Source organism: Candidatus Allofournierella excrementigallinarum (assembly GCF_944388085.1).
GTDB classification, from domain to species: domain Bacteria; phylum Bacillota; class Clostridia; order Oscillospirales; family Ruminococcaceae; genus Allofournierella_A; species Allofournierella_A excrementigallinarum.
The window spans coordinates 26,907-43,152 of record NZ_CALXHK010000003.1; the positions used below are offsets into that span (position 1 = coordinate 26,907).

Genomic DNA, 16,246 nt, shown 5'->3' on the forward strand with positions numbered 1-16,246 from the left:
CCCTCTATCAACAAATGCCTCCTGGCATAAGTGTATGCATCTGCACGGTCTTATTCTACCACAGCGCCGGTGTTGTCCGCAAGCATCCGCCGCAGCGAAAAGGCCAGCGTCTCCGGCGTCTGGGCCAGAAGCTCCTCCGCGCGGCCGAAAAAGTCGCTGTTGTCCCGGTGGACCACCGCCATGATGGTGGGGCCGGCGCCGGAGATGTACACCGCGTAGGCGCCCAGGTCCCAGGCGATCTCAAACACCCGTTCACCGCCGGGGATCAGGGGCAGGCGGTACTGCTGGTGCAGCGCGTCCTTGGTGGCCACCTTCAAAAGCTCATAGTCGCCGTCGCAGAAGGCGGCGGTGGCCAGCGCCGCCCGGGAAAGGTTGTACACCGCGTCCGCCCGGTCCACCGTTTTGGGCAGGGCCGCGCGGGCTTTTTCGGTGAGCAGCTTGAAGTTGGGGATGAAGGCCGCGAAGGCCAGCTCCTGGTCGATGGGCTTGCGCACGCTGTACACCTGGCCCTCATCGTAGACGCTGGTCACAAAGCCGCCCAGCATGGCCGGGGCCACGTTGTCCGGATGCCCCTCGATGCTGGTGGCCAGGGTGAGCATCTGCCGCCGGGTGAGGGGCGAGCCCAGCAGGGCGTTGGCCCCCAGGATGCCCGCCACGATGCAGGCGGAGCTGGAGCCCAGGCCCCGGGCCATGGGGATGGGGTTCTCCTGCCGGATGCGGATGCCCTTGAGGGGCTGGCCCAGCTGATCGAACACCGCCTTGGCCGAGCGGTAGACAAGGTTGCCCGGGCCGGTGGGGATGAGGGTCCCGTCGCTGGCCAGGATGTCGATGCGGCCGCACTCTTCCATGGTGACGGTGTTGTGCATGGAGACCGCAAGGCCCAGCGCGTCAAAGCCTGCGCCCACGTTGGCGCTGGTGGCGGGCACGGTGACTTTTACCATAAACGCTTCCCTCCCTCAATCGGTGAGCTGGCGCAGCACCAGCTCCACTCTGCCGCCCAGGGCCGCAGCCTTGCGCCCGGCTTCCTCCAGCCCGCGGGGGGCGATGTAGGTCACGAGATAGGCCGCCTCGCTGCCGTCGTCGCTCACCAGCTCGCCCTCGCCGTAAAGCGCGGGCAGCACGGTGGCGGGCAGCCCCTTCACCCGCACATAGCAGGTGGCGGGGGTGGGGTCCTCCAGCAGGCCGTCGAAGGGCTCGCTGGGCTGCCAGAACAGGCTGTCGTGCACCTTTGCGCCGTGCTTGAGGGCGTCGATCACGTCCGCAACCACCGCGCTGGCGGTGGGCAGGCGGCCCGCGCCCTTGCCGTAGAACACCACGTCCCCCAGCATGTCGCCCCTCACCAGCACCGCGTTGAACACGTCGTCCACGCCGGCCAGCTGGTTGGATCTGGGCACCAGCATGGGCTCCACCGCGGCGGTCACCCGGCCGGTCTCGTCCCGCCTGGCCCAGGCGATGAGCTTGATGACGCAGTCCAGCCGGGCGGCGGCGGCGATGTCCGCCACCGTGATGCCCCGGATGCCCCGGGTGGGAATGTTCCTGGGATAGAAATGTCGCCCGAAGGCGATGCTGGCCAGAATGGCTATTTTGCGGCAGGCGTCGGGGCCGTCCACATCGTCGCCGGGGTCCTTGGTCTCGGCGTAGCCCAGCTGCTGGGCGATCTTCAGCGCGTCCTCAAAGCCCATCTCCTCCCGGGCCATCTTGGTGAGCATGAAGTTGGTGGTGCCGTTCACGATGCCCTGCACCTGGCTGATGACGTTGGCCGCCAGGCACTGGTGCATGGGGGTGATGATGGGGGTGCCGCCGCCCACGCTGGCCTCGAACAGAAAGGCCACCTTGTGCTCTCTGGCCAGAGCCAGCAGCTCGGCGCCGTAGGTGGCCACCATCTCCTTGTTGCTGGTCACCACGCTGCGCCCGCTCTCCAGCGCTTTTCGCACATAGGGGTAGGCGAATTTGGTGCCGCCGATGGTCTCCACCACCACCTTTATCTCCGGGTCGGCCAGGATGGTGTCGATGTTGTCCACAAACAGGGCCGCGTCGGGGTGATTGCTGAAGTCCCGGATGTCCAGGATGTATTTGACCTCCACGGGCTGGCCCGCGCGGCGGCTGACACTGGCCGCATTGCGGCGCAGCACCTCCAGCACGCCGCCGCCCACGGTGCCGAAGCCCAGGATCGCGATCTTTGCCATAGGTCCCTTCGTTCCTTTCCTCTTCAATGCTGATTTTGCGCGCCCGCGTCACACGCCCTGACGGATCTCCACCACGGTGCGCTGGCGGCGCAGCTTCTGGAGCATCTCCTCCACGCTCATCTGCATGGTGTCGGTGCGCACGCTCACCGCCACCTGGGCCGCGCCGCTCTCCGGCGTGGACTGGTTGATGGTGACCACGCTGCCCCCCGCCGCGCTGATGCCCGCCAGCAGCGCCTGCAGCGCGCCGGTCTCGTCCAGCAGGGTGGCCAGCACGGTGATGACCTTGCGGCTGTTGCGGGCGTCGAACACGCAGTCCTTATATTTATAGAAGGCGCTGCGGGACAGGCCCGCCTGCCGCACCGCCGACGAGATGTTGCGCACCGCGCCGCTGGCCAGCAGTTCCTTGGCCTTGAGCACCTTGATGAAAACGTCCGGCAGCACGCTTGCGTCCACCAGCAAAAAACGACGTTCCATTCTCTTCCTCCTGATCCCCCGCAAAGGGCGCGTCCGTACTCGATGAAAGCACATTTGTGTTCAAAGACGCTACAATGTTTATACTATACCACTTTGCCATGCCAAAGCGCAAGGGCAGGCGCGGCCGGCGGGCGATTTTCGGCAAATGGAGCAGTTTGGGGCCCTTTGGCACATTTCGTTTGCACACAATACACAAAAGGCCCCTTCTGTGCGCTGGGCGCGCACAGAAGGGGCCTTTGCCGGTCCGTATCAGGGATGCAGGGTGCAGTAGCCGGGCATGTTGTCGGCGGTGTAGTAGCCCACTGCCGTGTTGGGGCAGTTCACGGCCAGTTCGCCGCTCTCCGCGCAAAAGCGCGCCGTCTGCACGTCGTCGCTCACCGGGAAGCTCTTGGTCTCCAGGTCGGCCTGGACAGTGTCCATATAGTTCTTCCAGGCATAGCGGATGGGGTTGGCGTTCTGGCCCCTCTTCACGTCGGTGAAGTCGTAGGGCTGGTCGTAGCCCCACCACACGCCGGTGACATAATAGGGGGTCAGGCCCACGAAGGTGAAGTCGTGGTTGTCGGTGGTGGTGCCGGTCTTGGCGGCGGCCTCCATCTCGCCCTCGGGGTGGATGGCGGTGCCGGCGGTGCCGCCGGGGGCCAGGACGCCCTGCAGCAGCCGGTTCATGATCATGGCGGTGCTGGGCTTGATGGCCTGGGTGTGCACCACGTTGACGGTGTTGTCCAGAATGACCTCGCCGGTCACCGCATCCTCCACGATGGTGTAGAGGTGAGGGGTCACATATTCGCCGCCGTTGCCGAACATCTGGTAGGCGGCGGTGAGCTCCATCAGGCTGATGCCTTTGGAAAGGCTGCCCAGCACCATGGGGGCGTAGTCCGCGTCCGCCTCGGTGAGGTGGGTCATGCCCAGGGTGTCGTGGGCGAAGCTGTACATATAGTCCTTGCCCACCCGCTGGCCCACCTGCACCGCGATGGTGTTCTTGGACTTGGCGATGGCGGTGTTCACGGTGATCAGGCCCGGTTCGTAGGTCCTTTCATAGTTGGAGGGCCAGTCCTGCCAGATGTCGGGGTTGGCCAGCACCTCGGGGGCGTCGTTCTCAAACATTTTGGAGCCGTACTGGGGGTAGGAAGAACGCAGGTTTTCCTTGACGATCTTGCCCACGCCCATATCGGGCAGGGCGGTGGAGTAGTTGATGAGGCCGGAGTCGATGCCCAGGGAATAGGCCGCCAGCGGCTTCATGGTGGAACCCACCGACCGCTGGGTGCCGCCGTACTCGGGGGCCACCGCCCGGTTGAGGCCCAGGTCGGTGGTCTTTTCGCCCAGGCCCCCCACCAGCGCCAGCACCTGGCCGGAATAATCCATGGTGAGCATGGCCGCCTGGGTGCGGGCGTTGTAGTAATACACCGGCTCGCCGTCGTCGTTGGTGCCGGTCTTGTAGGTGCCGTCGTCGTTCACCACGATGTTTTCCAGCTCGGAGGGCTCGGGCACCTGGCTTTGCAATATCTCCTCCTCATGCCACAGCGCCGGGATGGCGTCGTCGGCGTTGAGCATGATCTTCTCCATTTCCTCCTGGAGGAAGGGGTCCATGGTGGTGTAGATGCGCAGGCCGCCGTTGTAGATGAGGTTGTGGGCTTCGGCGGCGGTGTAGCCAAGCTCGTCCTGCAGCTGCTGCTGCAGTATCTTGTACACCGCGTCGGCAAAGTAGGAGTTGTTGGAGGAGGTGGTGATGACCTCGGCCTCCTTCTCCTCCGCCAGCACCAGGGGGCTTGCCACCGCGTCCTCGTATTCCGAGTCGGTCAGCTTGCCCTGCTCGTGCATCAGCTGCAGGATCCAGTTGCGGCGCTGCAGGTGCTGCTCGGGGTTGGTGTAGGGGTTGTAGCCGGTGGGGTTCTTGGTGATGGCCGCGATGCTGGCGCACTGCGCCGGGGACAGCTCGGCCAGGTTTTCAAGGCCGAAATAGTTGGACGCGCCCGCCTTGACGCCGGCGATGGAGCCGGACAGGCTCACCGTGTTGAGATACGCCTCCAGGATGGTGTCCTTGTCGTAGCGCTTGTCCAGGCCCAGGGCGCGGAAGATCTCGCGCAGCTTGCGGTCCACCGAGACGTCGTCGTCGCCCAAAATGTTCTTGATGAGCTGCTGGTCCAGGGTGGAAGCGCCCTGCATGCTGTCGTAGATGGGGAAGCCCAGCTTGGTGGCGATGTAGTTGACGCCGGCGGCGAAGGTGCGCTTGAAGTTCACGCCGCTGTGCTCGTAGAAGTCCTTGTCCTCCACGCAGATGAAGGCCCACTTGAGATAGGGGTTGGACTCGATCTCCTGCAGGTCCACCCATTCGCGGTCGTTGCTGTCGTGCCATTCCTCGGTGACCACCCACTCGCCGGTGTCGTGGTCCCGCGCCAGCAGCTGGCTGGTCTGGGCAAGCTCCAGGTTGGTCAGGTCCAGCAGCTCGGCGTCGTTGGCGGTGATCTCCACGGCGTAGAGGCTCAGCAGAACGGCCAGCACGCTGCCCACCATCACCCCCAGGCAGATGCAGGCGGCCACGAATTTCATGAAGCCCTTGAAGATGCGCATGCCTTTGGACTGCTTCTTACCGCCGCCCTCCCCCGGCTCCTGCCCCGCCGGGCGGGAAGAGCGCCGGGGCGAAGAGGAGATGCGGGAAGGCCCGTTCTTGGCGTTGGCGCGGGAAGCGCCGCGGGGCGCGCTGCTGCGCGCGCCGGAAGCCGCGCCGCCGCGGGCGGCGCCGGAATGGGACTCGCCGGAATGGGACGGGGCGTGGGCGCCGCCGGCGTGGGGCGCGCTGCCGGTGTGGGGCGTGCCGGCGCGGTTGAGTTTCCGGCCCTGGCCGGAGCCGGCGGAGCCGGCGCTGCGGGCGCCGGAGGTGCCGGAACCGTCGGGCCGCCGGATGCTGCGATGCTCGTTGGAGTCTATGAGGACCGCCTCCTTTGCGGAAAAATCGGTGTGTACTCGGCGGCCAGGCCCGTGCTTTCGCGCAAACGAAAACAGACGGCCGCGGACCGCCATGCTGATATTATACCACACCCCACCCCGCCAAGTACAGTGGAATCCCCTTGAAATTTGTATGCGCCCCCCGCGCCGGGTCCATACTGGGCGTGAAAGGGGGTCTTGCCAATGACCAAAGTCTGGGTGTCGCTGCTGGCGGTGGCGTGCGCGGCGAGCCTGGGCCTGAGCCTTTTCTGGATGGCCCGGCCCGCCCGCACCGGTCCGGAGAGCGCTTTTGCCGCGCCCTACATTCTGAAAGACCACGGCGGCAGGCTGGCGGTGTTCGCTTCGGAGGGCGGCGAGCCGCTGCAGGTCTACGACGTCTACATCCATCTGCTGCCCGAGGGCGACGTGGCCGCCCTGCAAAAGGGCATCCCGGTGGAGAGCGAGGAGCGGCTGGACCGGCTGCTGGAGGACTTCGGCGCCTGACGGCGGGGCTGCGGCCCCGCCGCCCTTTTCGGGGGAGGCGCGCCCCTTTCCGGTTGCTTTTGCACGGGGGCTATGGTACAATGATTTTGTAAAAATTTGTAAACCGGAGGCGTCACCGTGGACCTTTTACGCAGCGATTTTGACCCCGCCCTCATCTTGCAGCAGAAGCGCCGCATCAAGCGCGAACTGCTGCAAAAGCCGGGCCTCATCCCCAAAAAAGTGGCCCTGATGAGCGGCAGCACCATCGGCGAGATCAAGAACATCCTGGAGCTGTTCCTGCTGGCCAACGGCATCCGGCCGGAATTCTACGAGGGCGGCTATTCCCTGTTCTTCGAGAATCTGGTGTTCGACGACGGTTCGCTGAAAGCCTTCGCGCCGGACTTCATCTACATCCACACCAGCCAGCGGAACCTGAAGCTCTGGCCCGAGGCCGAGGACGGCGCCGCGGCCTGCGAGGAGAAGCTGAACGCCGAGTACGCCCGCTTCGAGCAGGCGGCCAGGGCGGCGCTGGGCTTCGGCTGCCCGGTGGTGCTCAACAACTTCGACCTGCCTCTCTACCGGGTGATGGGCAACCGGGAGGGCGTGGACGTTCACGGCCGGGTGCGCTTTGTGCGGCGGCTGAATGAGAAGCTGGCCGCCCTGGCCGAGGCCACCCCGAACCTTTATATCAACGACCTGGCCTATCTGCAGGCCCTTTACGGCATGGACCGCTTCAGCGACCCCACCGCCTGGTACGCCTACAAGTACGCGGTGAGCCTGGAGTGCCTGCCCTACCTGTGCCAGAGCGTGGCCAACATCATCAAGAGCCTCTTGGGCAAGAATAAAAAAGCCCTGGCGCTGGACCTGGACAACACCCTCTGGGGCGGCATCATCGGCGATGACGGGGCCGAGGGCATCGTGATGGGCAACGAGACCCCCGCCGGCATGGCCTACGCCGAGTTCCAGGGCTACCTGAAGGCCCTGGGCAGGCTGGGCATCCTGCTGAACGTGTGCAGCAAGAACGAGGAGTCCATCGCCCGCGCCGGCTTCGAGCGGGCGGACAGCGTTCTGAAAGCGGACGACTTCCTCTGCTTCAAGGCCAACTGGGACCCCAAGCACCTGAACATCGCCGCCATGGCCAAGGAGATCAACATCCTGCCCGAGAGTTTCGTCTTTGTGGACGACAACCCCGCCGAGCGGGAGATCGTGCGCCGGGAACTGCCGATGGTCACGGTGCCGGAGCTTTCCTGCCCCGAGGAATACATCGCCGCCATCGACCGGGCGGGGTACTTTGAGGTGACCACCCTCTCGGCGGACGACAAAAAGCGGGCCGAGATGTACAAGCAGAACGCCCAGCGCGCCGCTTTGGAGCAGAGCTTCGGCAACTACGACGACTATCTTAAGAGCCTTGATATGGTGTGCGAGATCGGCGCCTTCGACGCGCCCCACGCCGAGCGCATCACCCAGCTGATCAACAAGACCAACCAGTTCAACCTCACCACCCGCCGCTACACCGCCGCCGAGGTGGAGGCCCTTTTGGAGAATGATGAATACATCACCCAGTATGGCCGCCTGGTGGACAAATTCGGCGACAACGGCCTTGTCACCGCCATGATCGGCCACAGGCAGGGCGATACGCTGGAGATGGACCTGTGGATCATGAGCTGCCGCACCTTCAAGCGGCGGCTGGAGCACGCCATGTTCGACGAGCTGGTGCGCCGCGCCGGGGCCGCGGGGGTCAAGACCATCGTGGGCCACTACTACCCCACCGCCAAAAACTTGCTTGTGAAGGATTTTTATGCTACAATCGGCTTTGTAAAAACCGCCGAGGACGAGGCCGGCAACTGCACCTTCGAGTTCACCGGCTTCGAGGGCTACCAGCCCCAGTGCGGCGTGATGGAGATCAAACGGGTCTGACCCGAAAAGGAGCGTTCAAACAATGGATAAGCAGAGCATTTTTGATGCCGTGCAGGAGATTTTCCGCGACAACTTCGACGACGAGGAGCTGGTCATCACCCGCGAGACCTGCGCCGACGACATCGAGGACTGGGACAGCCTGGAGCAGATCAACCTGCTCACCGCCATGGAGAAGAAATTCGGCCTCAAGTTCAAGCTGGAGGACGTGCGCGGGCTGGAGAACGTGGGCGATCTGCTGGACCTGATCGAGCGGCTCACCGCCTGATCTTATGCAGCCAAAAGGCCGGGCACCTGCCCGGCCTTTTTTGAAAAAAAGGAGTTTTGCACCCATGAACAGCTACACCCTGGCCGACATAACCCCCGGCATGACCGAGAGCTTCACCGTCACCGTGACCGAGGCCATGATGGACGCCTTCCACGCCGTCTCGGGCGATGACAGCCCCATCCACATGGATGCGGGCTATGCCGCCGGCCGGGGCTATCCCGGGCGGGTGGTCTACGGCATGCTGGGGGCCAGCTTTTTCTCCACCCTGGCGGGGGTCTACCTGCCCGGCGAGCACTGCCTGCTCCACAGCGTGGAGGCCAGGTTCGCCAAGCCCGTCTTCATCGGCGACACCCTCACCGTCACCGGCAGGGTGACCGAGGTGAACGACACCTTCGGCGAGATCACCATCAAGGCGGTCATCGAGAACCAGAACGGCCAGAAGGTCACCCGCGGGCTCATCAAGGCCGGCGTGGCAAAATAAGGAGGACATATGAGCAACGTTTATCTCATCACCGGCGCGTCCAGCGACGTGGGCTGCGCGCTTATCCGCCGCTTGTGGCAGCCGGGGGACGTGTTCATCGCCCAGGGCGCGGGTGACCTGGGGGGCCTTGCCGGGCTGTGCAAAGAGCACCCCGGCTCCATCCGCACCTACGACGTGGACCTGACGAACGAAAAGGCGCTGGAAACCTTCATCGCCGACGTGCAGGCCAGCTGCCCCGCCCCCACCCACTTCGTGCATCTGCCCGCGTTGCGGGTGGTGAACGCCAAGTTCAAAAAGTTCGACGAGGAGCGCTTTGAAAAGGACATGAGCGTGCAGCTGCGCAGCGCGGTGGCGCTGTGCAAGGCCTTTGTGCCCGCCATGGCCAAGGCCAAAAAAGGCCGGGTGCTCTTCATGCTCACCAGCTACCTGCTGGGCCTGCCCCCCAGGAACACCGCCGCCTACATCATGGTCAAGAGCGCTTTGGGCGGCCTTGCCAAGAGCCTCGCGGCAGACTACGCCCCTTATGGCGTCACGGTGAACTGCGTGGCCCCCAGCATGATGGAGACCAAGTTTTTGGCCGACACCAGCGACCTGATCGTGCAGGCCAGCGCCGAATCGAACCCCATGGGCCGCAACGCCACCCCCGCGGACGTGGTGCCCGCCATGGCCTTCCTTTTAAGCGACGAGGCCGGCTTCATCACCGGCGTCACCCTGCCCATCACCGGGGGCAGCGCCCTGTGAGCGCCCCGGCGCTGCGCCTTGCCCGCCCGGACGAGGCCGAACGGGTGGTGGATTTCGTCAACGCCAACTTCGACTGGCGGCTGCCTCTTGTCAACAGAGAGGAATATTTCAACTTTTATTACCGCAGCGGCGGGCAGCTGCAATTCGCCCTGGCCGAGGAGGAGGGCCGCCTTGTGGCCGCCGCCGGCTACATCCGGGCTTCAAGCGCCCCCGGCGCGGACGTCTGGGTGTCGGTGTGGGTGGCGGAAAAGGGCCGCAACGGAGTGGGCCTGGAGCTGATGGCCGCCCTGCCCCGGCTCACCGGCGCCGGGGTGGTGGCCTGCAACAACATCCGCCCCAAGACCATGGCCTTCTACCGCTTTCTCGGCTGGCATGCCGGCCGGGTGGGCCACTTCTACCGGCTGGCGGGCCTCTCGGAATACCGGCTGGCCCGGGTGGCGGACCCTGCCGTTCTGCCCGCCGGGGGGGACCTTTCGCTGGAGCCGGTGGAAGGCCCCGAAGCGCTGGCGGCGCTGGGCATGCCCCAAAGCCCCCACACCCCCCGCAAGGACGTGTGGTACATGCAGCGGCGCTATTTCGCCTTCCCCCACCTGACCTATCAGGTATACGCCGCGAAGGAGCAGGGCCGTCTGCTGGCCTATCTTGCCTGCCGCGTGGTGGACAGCGGCCAGGGCAAGGCATTGCGCATCGCCGATTTCGTGGGCGGCACCTCCCTGCTGCCCCGGCTGGGGGCGGCCATCGACCGCCTTTTGAAGGCCAGCGGCGCGGAATACGCCGAGTGCTACTGCGCCGGGGTGGGCCCGGCGGTGATGGCGGCGGCGGGGTTTTGCGAGCGCAGGGAGGGCGACGCAAACATCCTGCCCAACTATCTGCAGCCGCCCCTGTTTGAGAACACGGAATACTATTATTTCACCAGCGACCCCGGCCGTTTCGTGCTGTTCAAGGCCGACGGCGACCAGGACCGGCCCAATCTGCCCGCGGATTGAGCGGTTCCCAGGGGGGTTCCCCCCGTCTTTTCCCACCGGCAGCGGGCCGGCGGACACATAGAAAAAGGAGGCTGTGGTTATGAACACGATGGTACTGGGCATTGCCGGCGGCACCGGCAGCGGAAAGACCACGCTGACCAGGCGGCTGAAGGAGCGCTTTGGCGAGCAGATCAGCGTCATCAGCCACGACAACTACTACAAGCGCCAGGACGAACTGACCTACGAGCAGCGCTGCCTGACCAACTACGACCACCCCAACGCCTTTGAGACCGAACTGATGGTGGAGCACATCAAGGCCCTGAAGGCGGGCGAGACGGTGCTGTGCCCGGTGTATGACTTTTCCCAGCACAACCGCTCGGACGACTTCATCCAGATCCACCCTGCGCCGGTGATTTTGGTGGAGGGCATCCTCATCTTCGCCAGCCCGGAGCTGTGCGACCTGATGGACATCAAGGTGTTTGTGGACACCGACGCCGACGTGCGCATTCTGCGCCGCATCGTGCGGGACGTAAAAAAGCGGGGCCGCACGCTGGACAGCGTGGTCACCCAGTACCTGACCACCGTGAAGCCCATGCACGAGCAGTTCGTGGAGCCCAGCAAGCGCCGGGCCGACCTCATCATCCCCGAGGGCGGCAAGAACCCGGTGGCGGTGGAGATGCTCATCCACCGGCTGGAGAGCCATCTTGCCAGCGACGAAAAGGATTAACGCAAAGGAAAAGCCGCCGCGCCCGGTGCTGCCGGGCGCGGCGGCTTTTTACGCAAAAACGCGGAGGGTCATTCTCCCTGCCCCAGCACCTCGGCCACCAGACGGCCCAGCTGCTGCATCATCTCGATGCCCTCGGCGGGAGGCTCGTCCTGGGTGCCATAGCTGGTGAACACAGACAGGATATAGGGCCGCTGAGAGTAGACGATGCCCATGTCGTGGAAGGCGTTGTCCCAGCTGCCGTATTTCTTGGCGGCGGGCGCCGGGAACCACAGGTAGTCGTGCTGGGCGTCCAGGAAGGCCTGCTCCAGCTGCCGGGCGTTCTCGGTGCCGGTTTCGAAGTACTCATAGAGGGCCAGCATGGACAGGCCGCCGTCCCGGGCGGTGGTCCAGCCGTGGATGCCCTCCTCCTTGGTGATCTCACAGCCTTCGGGGGCGGCAAAGCCCAGCTGAGCCAAAAACTCCTGGAAGCCGGTGTCGGCGGTGGCGGGCCACATGCCCGCAAGGCCGTGGGCCGCGTCGTTGGAACTCACCGAGATCATGCTGTAGATGCGGTCCCAGCCGGTGGAGCCGTTCCACTCGGTGTCCAGGTCGATTTCCCCCGCCTCGTCCCGCTGGGCCAGCCACAGGGCGTAGGGGGCTTTCAGGGTGCTGGCGCAGTAAAAGCCGGACGATTCGCCATAGGTGTATGTATCGCCGGTGGAAAGGTCCCGCAGCCAGACCGACACGGTGCTCGGCTGGGCGTCCAGAAAAGCGTCCAGCGTGGCGGCGGCCTCGTCGGTGAGCAGCACCTCGGGCAGCGGCGTGGGCTCGGGGCTGGGCGTGGGGGCCGGGGTGGCCTGCGGCACGCTTGCCGCCTGCGACGCCGGTGCGGACGGCTCCTGCGCGTCCTCGCCGTTCACCGGCAGCGCGCTTTCGCTCCAGTACCACAGCGCCGCCAGCATGGCGAACACCGCCAGCGCCAGCAGCACCAGTGTGAACGCCGGATTGCTTTTTTTCGCAGTATGTTTTCTGCCTGCCATACCAAAGTTCAACTCTCTTTCCTGCCCGCTGCCGCTTTCCCGACGGCAGCGGGCATACCCCTATTATAGACCTGTTTCGACGCTTTTCCAGACCTCCCCGCGAATTTTTCCATTTCTTCACGAACATTTTTACAACTCCGAAACAGCGTTCCCGGCGGGCAAAAAGGGGCCGGGCCGCCCAAAACAGGCGGCCCGGCCCCACCGGCCGATGGGCCTTACCAGAGGTTCATCACCTGCTGGTACATGTCGATGTAGGAGTGAGCGGAGACGTTCCAGCTGAAGTCGCAGCACATGGCGCGGCGCACCAGCACGGGCCAGCCGTCCTTGTGCCAATAGCCTTCCTTTGCGCGCCAGCAGGCCTCGTAGAGGTCGTGGGCGTTGTACTGCTGGAAGGTGAAGCCGTTGCCCCAGCCGTCGCCGGAGTCGTGGATGGAATCCTTCAAACCGCCGGTCTCACGCACCACGGGGATGGTGCCGTAGCGGCAGGCCACCATCTGGGCAAGGCCGCAGGGCTCCGACTTGGAGGGCATCAGGAAGATGTCCGCGCCGGCGTAGATCTGCCGCGCCAGCGGGGGCACAAAGCCGATGTACACGCCCACACGGCCCGGGTGACGGCCCGCCAGGTCGTTGAAGAAGGCTTCGTAGGCGTGCTCGCCGTTGCCCAGGATGACCAGTTCGACGCCCTGGTCGATGAGGCCCTCGGCCACATCCCGCACCAGGTCCACGCCCTTGTGGCCCACCAGGCGGGTGACCATGGCCATCACCGGGCTGCCGTCCTGCGCCAGGCCGAACTGCTCCTGCAGACGGCGCTTGCACTCCGCCTTGCCCTCGGCAAAGGTGTCGGCGTTGTAGTGGGCGGGGATGTTGGGGTCGGTCTCGGGGTCATAGCTGTCCACGTCGATGCCGTTGAGGATGCCGCACAGCTTGTACTGCTTCTGGCGCAGCAGGCCGTCCAGCCCGTGGCTGAACCAGGGGTCCAGGATCTCGCCGGCGTAGGTGGGGCTCACGGTGCTCACCTTGTCGCTGGTCTCGATGGCGCCCTTCATGAAGTTGGCGCAGCCGTCGTACTCCACGATGTGGGCGTCCCGCCGGCCGATGCCGCAGGTGTCCTCCAGGATGTCCAGGCCGTATTTGCCCTGGTACTGGATGTTGTGGATGGTGAACACAGTCTTGATGTGGCTGTATTTGTCCAGATGGCGGTAATAGAGGTTCAGGTACACCGGCACCAGGGCGGTCTGCCAGTCGTTGGCGTTGATCACGTCGGGGGTGAAGTCGGTGTAGAACAGCATCTCCAGCACCGCGCGGCTGAAGAAGGCGAAGCGCTCGCCGTCATCATAAAAGCCGTAGAGGCCGGTGCGCTTGAAGTAATACTCGTTGTCCAGAAAATAGAAGGTCACGCCGTCCCGCCTGGCGCTGAACAGCCCGCAGTACTGGCTGCGCCAGCCCACAGGCACGCTGAAGTTGGTGATGTATTCCAGTTCGTCCCGGTATTTCAGATCGCCGTAGAGGGGCATGACCACCCGGCAGTCCACACCGTTTTGCACCAGCGCCTTGGGCAGGCTGCCGGCCACGTCGCCAAGACCGCCGGAGGCGGCCCAGGGGTTGGCCTCGCTCGCACAGAATAAAACGTTCATACGATTCCTCCTTGTGTTATGGGGAGGGGGCGGGGGCCCTGTGCAGGGCCCCCGCCCCTGGGGAGAGAGTCAGAGGGCTTGCGCCCTCCTTTGGCGTTATACGGTGCGGTTCTTCGCCACATACACCGGGAAGGTGTCACTGCCGGCAAGGGATTTGTCGGTGGTGATCTTCACGTTTTTGTCGGTGACCACATACTCCACATGGGCGCCGGGCTCCACGATGGTGTTCTGCATCAGCACGCAGTTCCTCACCTTGGCGCCCTTCTTCACCTTCACGCCGCGGAACAGCACGCAGTTCTCCACGTCGCCCTCGATGATGCAGCCGTCGGCCACCACGCTGTTCTTCACGTGGCTGTCCATGGCGTAGCGGGTGGGGGCGTTGTCGTGCACCTTGGTGTAGACCGGCAGCTCGGCGGGGAACAGCGCGTCCAGGTTCGCGGGGTCCAGCAGGCGCATGTTCTCCTCGAAGTAAGTACGGCAGTCGGCGATGCGGGCGGTGTAGCCGGTGTATTCGTAGCCCTGCACGTTCAGCAGCTCCAGGTTGCGGGCCAGGATGTCCTTCTCGAAGTAGACCAGGCCGCGGATGGTGGCGTCCTTCACCATGGTGATGAGGGCCTCACGCTGGATGACGTAAACGTTCATGGACAGGTTCTGCACGCCGGGGCGGTAGTCGTTGCAGAGCAGCTCGGTGACCCGGCCGTCCTGGATGCGCAGGGTGTAGTTGTCGTCCTTGAGGCCGGCGGGGATCTCCCGCTTTTCGTACATCACGGTCACGTCCGCGCCGGTGGCCACATGGGCCTCGATGAGCTTGTTCAGATCAAAGTTATAAGCGATGTTGGAATCGCTCATCACCACGTATTCCTCTTTCTGGTCCGCCAGAAAATCCACGATGCTGGCCAGGGCCTCCACGCGGCCGCGGTACATCTTCACGTTGGCCTCGGCGTAGGGGGGCACCAGATTCAGGCCGCCCCGCTTGCGGGTGAGGTCCCACTCACGGCCGGAGCCCAGATGGTCCATCAGGGAATGGTAGTTCTGCTTGACGATGATGGAGACGTTGCTGATGCCCGCGTTGGCGAAGCTGGACAGCACGAAATCGATCATGCGGTAGCGCCCGCCGAAGGGGATGGACGCCATCGCGCGCTGGGTCACCATCTCGGGGATCAGGCTGTCGTATGCATTGGGGAAAATGATGCCCAGGGCATCCGTGTTGGACTTTACCATTGCTCCTCACCATCCTTTACGTCTTTGACCACCATGGCCTTGGGACCCACCTTGGCGTTCACACCGATGGTGACGCCTTCGCCCACAACGGCGACGCCCCAGTTGTCCAGGTTGTCCATGTCCTCGGGGCGCTCGCCCACCACCGCGCCGCGCTTGACGGTCACATTTTCGGCAATGATGGAATAGCGCACCTTGGCACCCGGCTCGACCACCGCGCCGGGCATGATGATGGAGTCCTCCACCACGGCGCCCTCGCCCACCTTGACGCCGGCAAACAGCACGCTCTGCACCAGCTTGCCTTCCACCTTGCAGCCTTCGGTGATCATGGAGTTATCGATCTCGGCGGCTTCGCCCACCCACTGGCCGGGCATGCCGGAGTTGCGGGAGTAGATCTTCCACTCGTCGCTCCAGACGTCCAGCGGCATCTTGGGGTTCAAGAGGTCCATGTTGGCCTCCCACAGGCTGTCGATGGTGCCCACGTCCTTCCAGTAGCCCTCGAAGGGATAGGCCACCATCTTTTCCCTGCTGGCCAGCATGTTGGGGATGATGTTCTTGCCAAAGTCGTTGTCGGAGGCGGGGTTGGCCTCGTCTTCGATGAGGAACTTGCGCAGTTTGTCCCAGGAGAAGACATAGATGCCCATGGAGGCCAGGTTGCTCTTGGGCTCCTTGGGTTTCTCCTCGAACTTGGTGATGGTGCCCTCGGCGTCGGCAGTCATGATGCCGAAGCGGCTGGCCTCCTCCCAGGGCACTTCCATCACGGCGATGGTGCAGTCGGCGCCTTTTTCCTTGTGGAAGTCCAGCATTTTGGAGTAGTCCATCTTGTAAATGTGATCGCCGGAAAGGATGACCACATACTTGGGCTCATAGCGGTCGATAAAGTTGATGTTCTGATAGATGGCGTTGGCGGTGCCCTTGTACCAGTCCGAGCCGGTGGCCGTCTGGTAGGGGGGCAGCACATGGACGCCGCCGTACAGCCGGTCCAGGTCCCAGGGCTGGCCGTTGCCGATGTACTCGTTGAGCACCAGCGGCTGGTACTGGGTCAGGATGCCCACCGTGTCGATCCCCGAGTTGACGCAGTTGGACAGCGGAAAGTCGATGATGCGGTACTTTCCGCCGAAGGGAACTGCGGGTTTTGCCAGCCGTTGTGTGAGGGCGTACAGGCGTGAGCCCTGCCCGCCGGCCAGCAGCATAGCGATACATTCTTTCATACT

The 16,246-nt window shown here is 64.3% G+C and carries 15 protein-coding genes; 7 read left to right on the forward strand and 8 right to left on the reverse strand.

Annotated elements, in window-relative coordinates; genetic code table 11:
* Positions 1–50: 50 nt before the first annotated feature.
* The 4 genes from thrB to ACH2AT_RS00950 all read right to left on the reverse strand — a co-directional run bounded on the left by thrB (position 51) and on the right by ACH2AT_RS00950 (position 5,696).
* Positions 51–941: a homoserine kinase gene (gene thrB, locus ACH2AT_RS00935; RefSeq protein ID WP_394962740.1), complete on the reverse strand. Its 891-nt coding sequence runs from the start codon at positions 939–941 to the stop codon at positions 51–53.
* Positions 942–956: 15 nt separating this feature from the next.
* Positions 957–2,186 (reverse strand): homoserine dehydrogenase, encoded by a 1,230-nt coding sequence (locus tag ACH2AT_RS00940; RefSeq protein ID WP_394962742.1) that lies wholly within the window; start codon positions 2,184–2,186, stop codon positions 957–959.
* Positions 2,187–2,234: 48 nt separating this feature from the next.
* Entirely contained in the window at positions 2,235–2,660 is a 426-nt protein-coding gene (locus ACH2AT_RS00945; protein WP_177521897.1) for an ACT domain-containing protein, read from the reverse strand.
* Between the two features lie 249 nt (positions 2,661–2,909).
* Positions 2,910–5,696, reverse strand: coding sequence for a transglycosylase domain-containing protein (locus tag ACH2AT_RS00950; protein WP_394962745.1), 2,787 nt, complete (start codon positions 5,694–5,696; stop codon positions 2,910–2,912).
* 90 nt (positions 5,697–5,786) lie between these two features.
* On the opposite strand from ACH2AT_RS00950, the gene ACH2AT_RS00955 reads away from it, so the two are divergent.
* The 7 genes from ACH2AT_RS00955 to udk all read left to right on the forward strand — a co-directional run bounded on the left by ACH2AT_RS00955 (position 5,787) and on the right by udk (position 11,161).
* Positions 5,787–6,086: a BofC C-terminal domain-containing protein gene (locus tag ACH2AT_RS00955; RefSeq protein WP_394962747.1), complete on the forward strand. Its 300-nt coding sequence runs from the start codon at positions 5,787–5,789 to the stop codon at positions 6,084–6,086.
* Between the two features lie 117 nt (positions 6,087–6,203).
* On the forward strand, positions 6,204–7,982 hold the full coding sequence (locus ACH2AT_RS00960; protein WP_394962749.1) for an HAD-IIIC family phosphatase: 1,779 nt from the start codon (positions 6,204–6,206) through the stop codon (positions 7,980–7,982).
* A gap of 22 nt (positions 7,983–8,004) precedes the next feature.
* A complete protein-coding gene (locus ACH2AT_RS00965) occupies positions 8,005–8,247 on the forward strand; it encodes an acyl carrier protein (RefSeq protein WP_177521839.1) in 243 nt (80 codons plus the stop codon).
* Between the two features lie 64 nt (positions 8,248–8,311).
* Entirely contained in the window at positions 8,312–8,728 is a 417-nt protein-coding gene (locus ACH2AT_RS00970) for a MaoC family dehydratase (protein WP_394962751.1), read from the forward strand.
* A 9-nt stretch (positions 8,729–8,737) separates the two neighbouring features.
* Entirely contained in the window at positions 8,738–9,469 is a 732-nt protein-coding gene (locus tag ACH2AT_RS00975) for an SDR family NAD(P)-dependent oxidoreductase (RefSeq protein WP_394962753.1), read from the forward strand.
* Positions 9,466–10,455 (forward strand): hypothetical protein, encoded by a 990-nt coding sequence (locus ACH2AT_RS00980; protein ID WP_394962755.1) that lies wholly within the window; start codon positions 9,466–9,468, stop codon positions 10,453–10,455. The genes ACH2AT_RS00975 and ACH2AT_RS00980 overlap by 4 nt, the downstream gene beginning before the upstream one ends.
* A gap of 79 nt (positions 10,456–10,534) precedes the next feature.
* Positions 10,535–11,161, forward strand: coding sequence for a uridine kinase (gene udk / locus ACH2AT_RS00985; RefSeq protein ID WP_394962757.1), 627 nt, complete (start codon positions 10,535–10,537; stop codon positions 11,159–11,161).
* 68 nt (positions 11,162–11,229) lie between these two features.
* Here udk and ACH2AT_RS00990 read toward each other — a convergent pair whose 3' ends face one another.
* The 4 genes from ACH2AT_RS00990 to ACH2AT_RS01005 form a co-directional block, all read right to left on the reverse strand.
* On the reverse strand, positions 11,230–12,180 hold the full coding sequence (locus tag ACH2AT_RS00990) for a serine hydrolase (RefSeq protein WP_394962759.1): 951 nt from the start codon (positions 12,178–12,180) through the stop codon (positions 11,230–11,232).
* Between the two features lie 215 nt (positions 12,181–12,395).
* Positions 12,396–13,814 carry a glycogen synthase gene (locus ACH2AT_RS00995; protein ID WP_394962761.1) on the reverse strand — a complete coding sequence of 473 codons (1,419 nt, stop codon included), beginning with the start codon at positions 13,812–13,814 and terminating at the stop codon, positions 12,396–12,398.
* 96 nt (positions 13,815–13,910) lie between these two features.
* Positions 13,911–15,035, reverse strand: coding sequence for a glucose-1-phosphate adenylyltransferase subunit GlgD (gene glgD / locus ACH2AT_RS01000; protein WP_394962763.1), 1,125 nt, complete (start codon positions 15,033–15,035; stop codon positions 13,911–13,913).
* Positions 15,029–16,243, reverse strand: a complete 1,215-nt coding sequence (locus ACH2AT_RS01005; RefSeq protein WP_394962765.1) for a glucose-1-phosphate adenylyltransferase — start codon at positions 16,241–16,243, stop codon at positions 15,029–15,031. Before ACH2AT_RS01005 ends, glgD begins: the two co-directional genes overlap by 7 nt.
* Positions 16,244–16,246: the final 3 nt, after the last annotated feature.

Excerpts from the sequence above, each read along its gene's own strand:
- thrB (WP_394962740.1), bottom strand. The coding sequence starts at position 941 with ATGGTAAAAGTCACCGTGCCCGCCACCAGCGCCAACGTGGGCGCAGGC.
- ACH2AT_RS00940 (WP_394962742.1), bottom strand. The coding sequence starts at position 2,186 with ATGGCAAAGATCGCGATCCTGGGCTTCGGCACCGTGGGCGGCGGCGTG.
- ACH2AT_RS00945 (WP_177521897.1), bottom strand. The coding sequence starts at position 2,660 with ATGGAACGTCGTTTTTTGCTGGTGGACGCAAGCGTGCTGCCGGACGTT.
- ACH2AT_RS00955 (WP_394962747.1), top strand. The coding sequence starts at position 5,787 with ATGACCAAAGTCTGGGTGTCGCTGCTGGCGGTGGCGTGCGCGGCGAGC.
- ACH2AT_RS00965 (WP_177521839.1), top strand. The coding sequence starts at position 8,005 with ATGGATAAGCAGAGCATTTTTGATGCCGTGCAGGAGATTTTCCGCGAC.
- ACH2AT_RS00970 (WP_394962751.1), top strand. The coding sequence starts at position 8,312 with ATGAACAGCTACACCCTGGCCGACATAACCCCCGGCATGACCGAGAGC.
- ACH2AT_RS00975 (WP_394962753.1), top strand. The coding sequence starts at position 8,738 with ATGAGCAACGTTTATCTCATCACCGGCGCGTCCAGCGACGTGGGCTGC.
- udk (WP_394962757.1), top strand. The coding sequence starts at position 10,535 with ATGAACACGATGGTACTGGGCATTGCCGGCGGCACCGGCAGCGGAAAG.
- ACH2AT_RS00990 (WP_394962759.1), bottom strand. The coding sequence starts at position 12,180 with ATGGCAGGCAGAAAACATACTGCGAAAAAAAGCAATCCGGCGTTCACA.
- ACH2AT_RS00995 (WP_394962761.1), bottom strand. The coding sequence starts at position 13,814 with ATGAACGTTTTATTCTGTGCGAGCGAGGCCAACCCCTGGGCCGCCTCC.
- glgD (WP_394962763.1), bottom strand. The coding sequence starts at position 15,035 with ATGGTAAAGTCCAACACGGATGCCCTGGGCATCATTTTCCCCAATGCA.
- ACH2AT_RS01005 (WP_394962765.1), bottom strand. The coding sequence starts at position 16,243 with ATGAAAGAATGTATCGCTATGCTGCTGGCCGGCGGGCAGGGCTCACGC.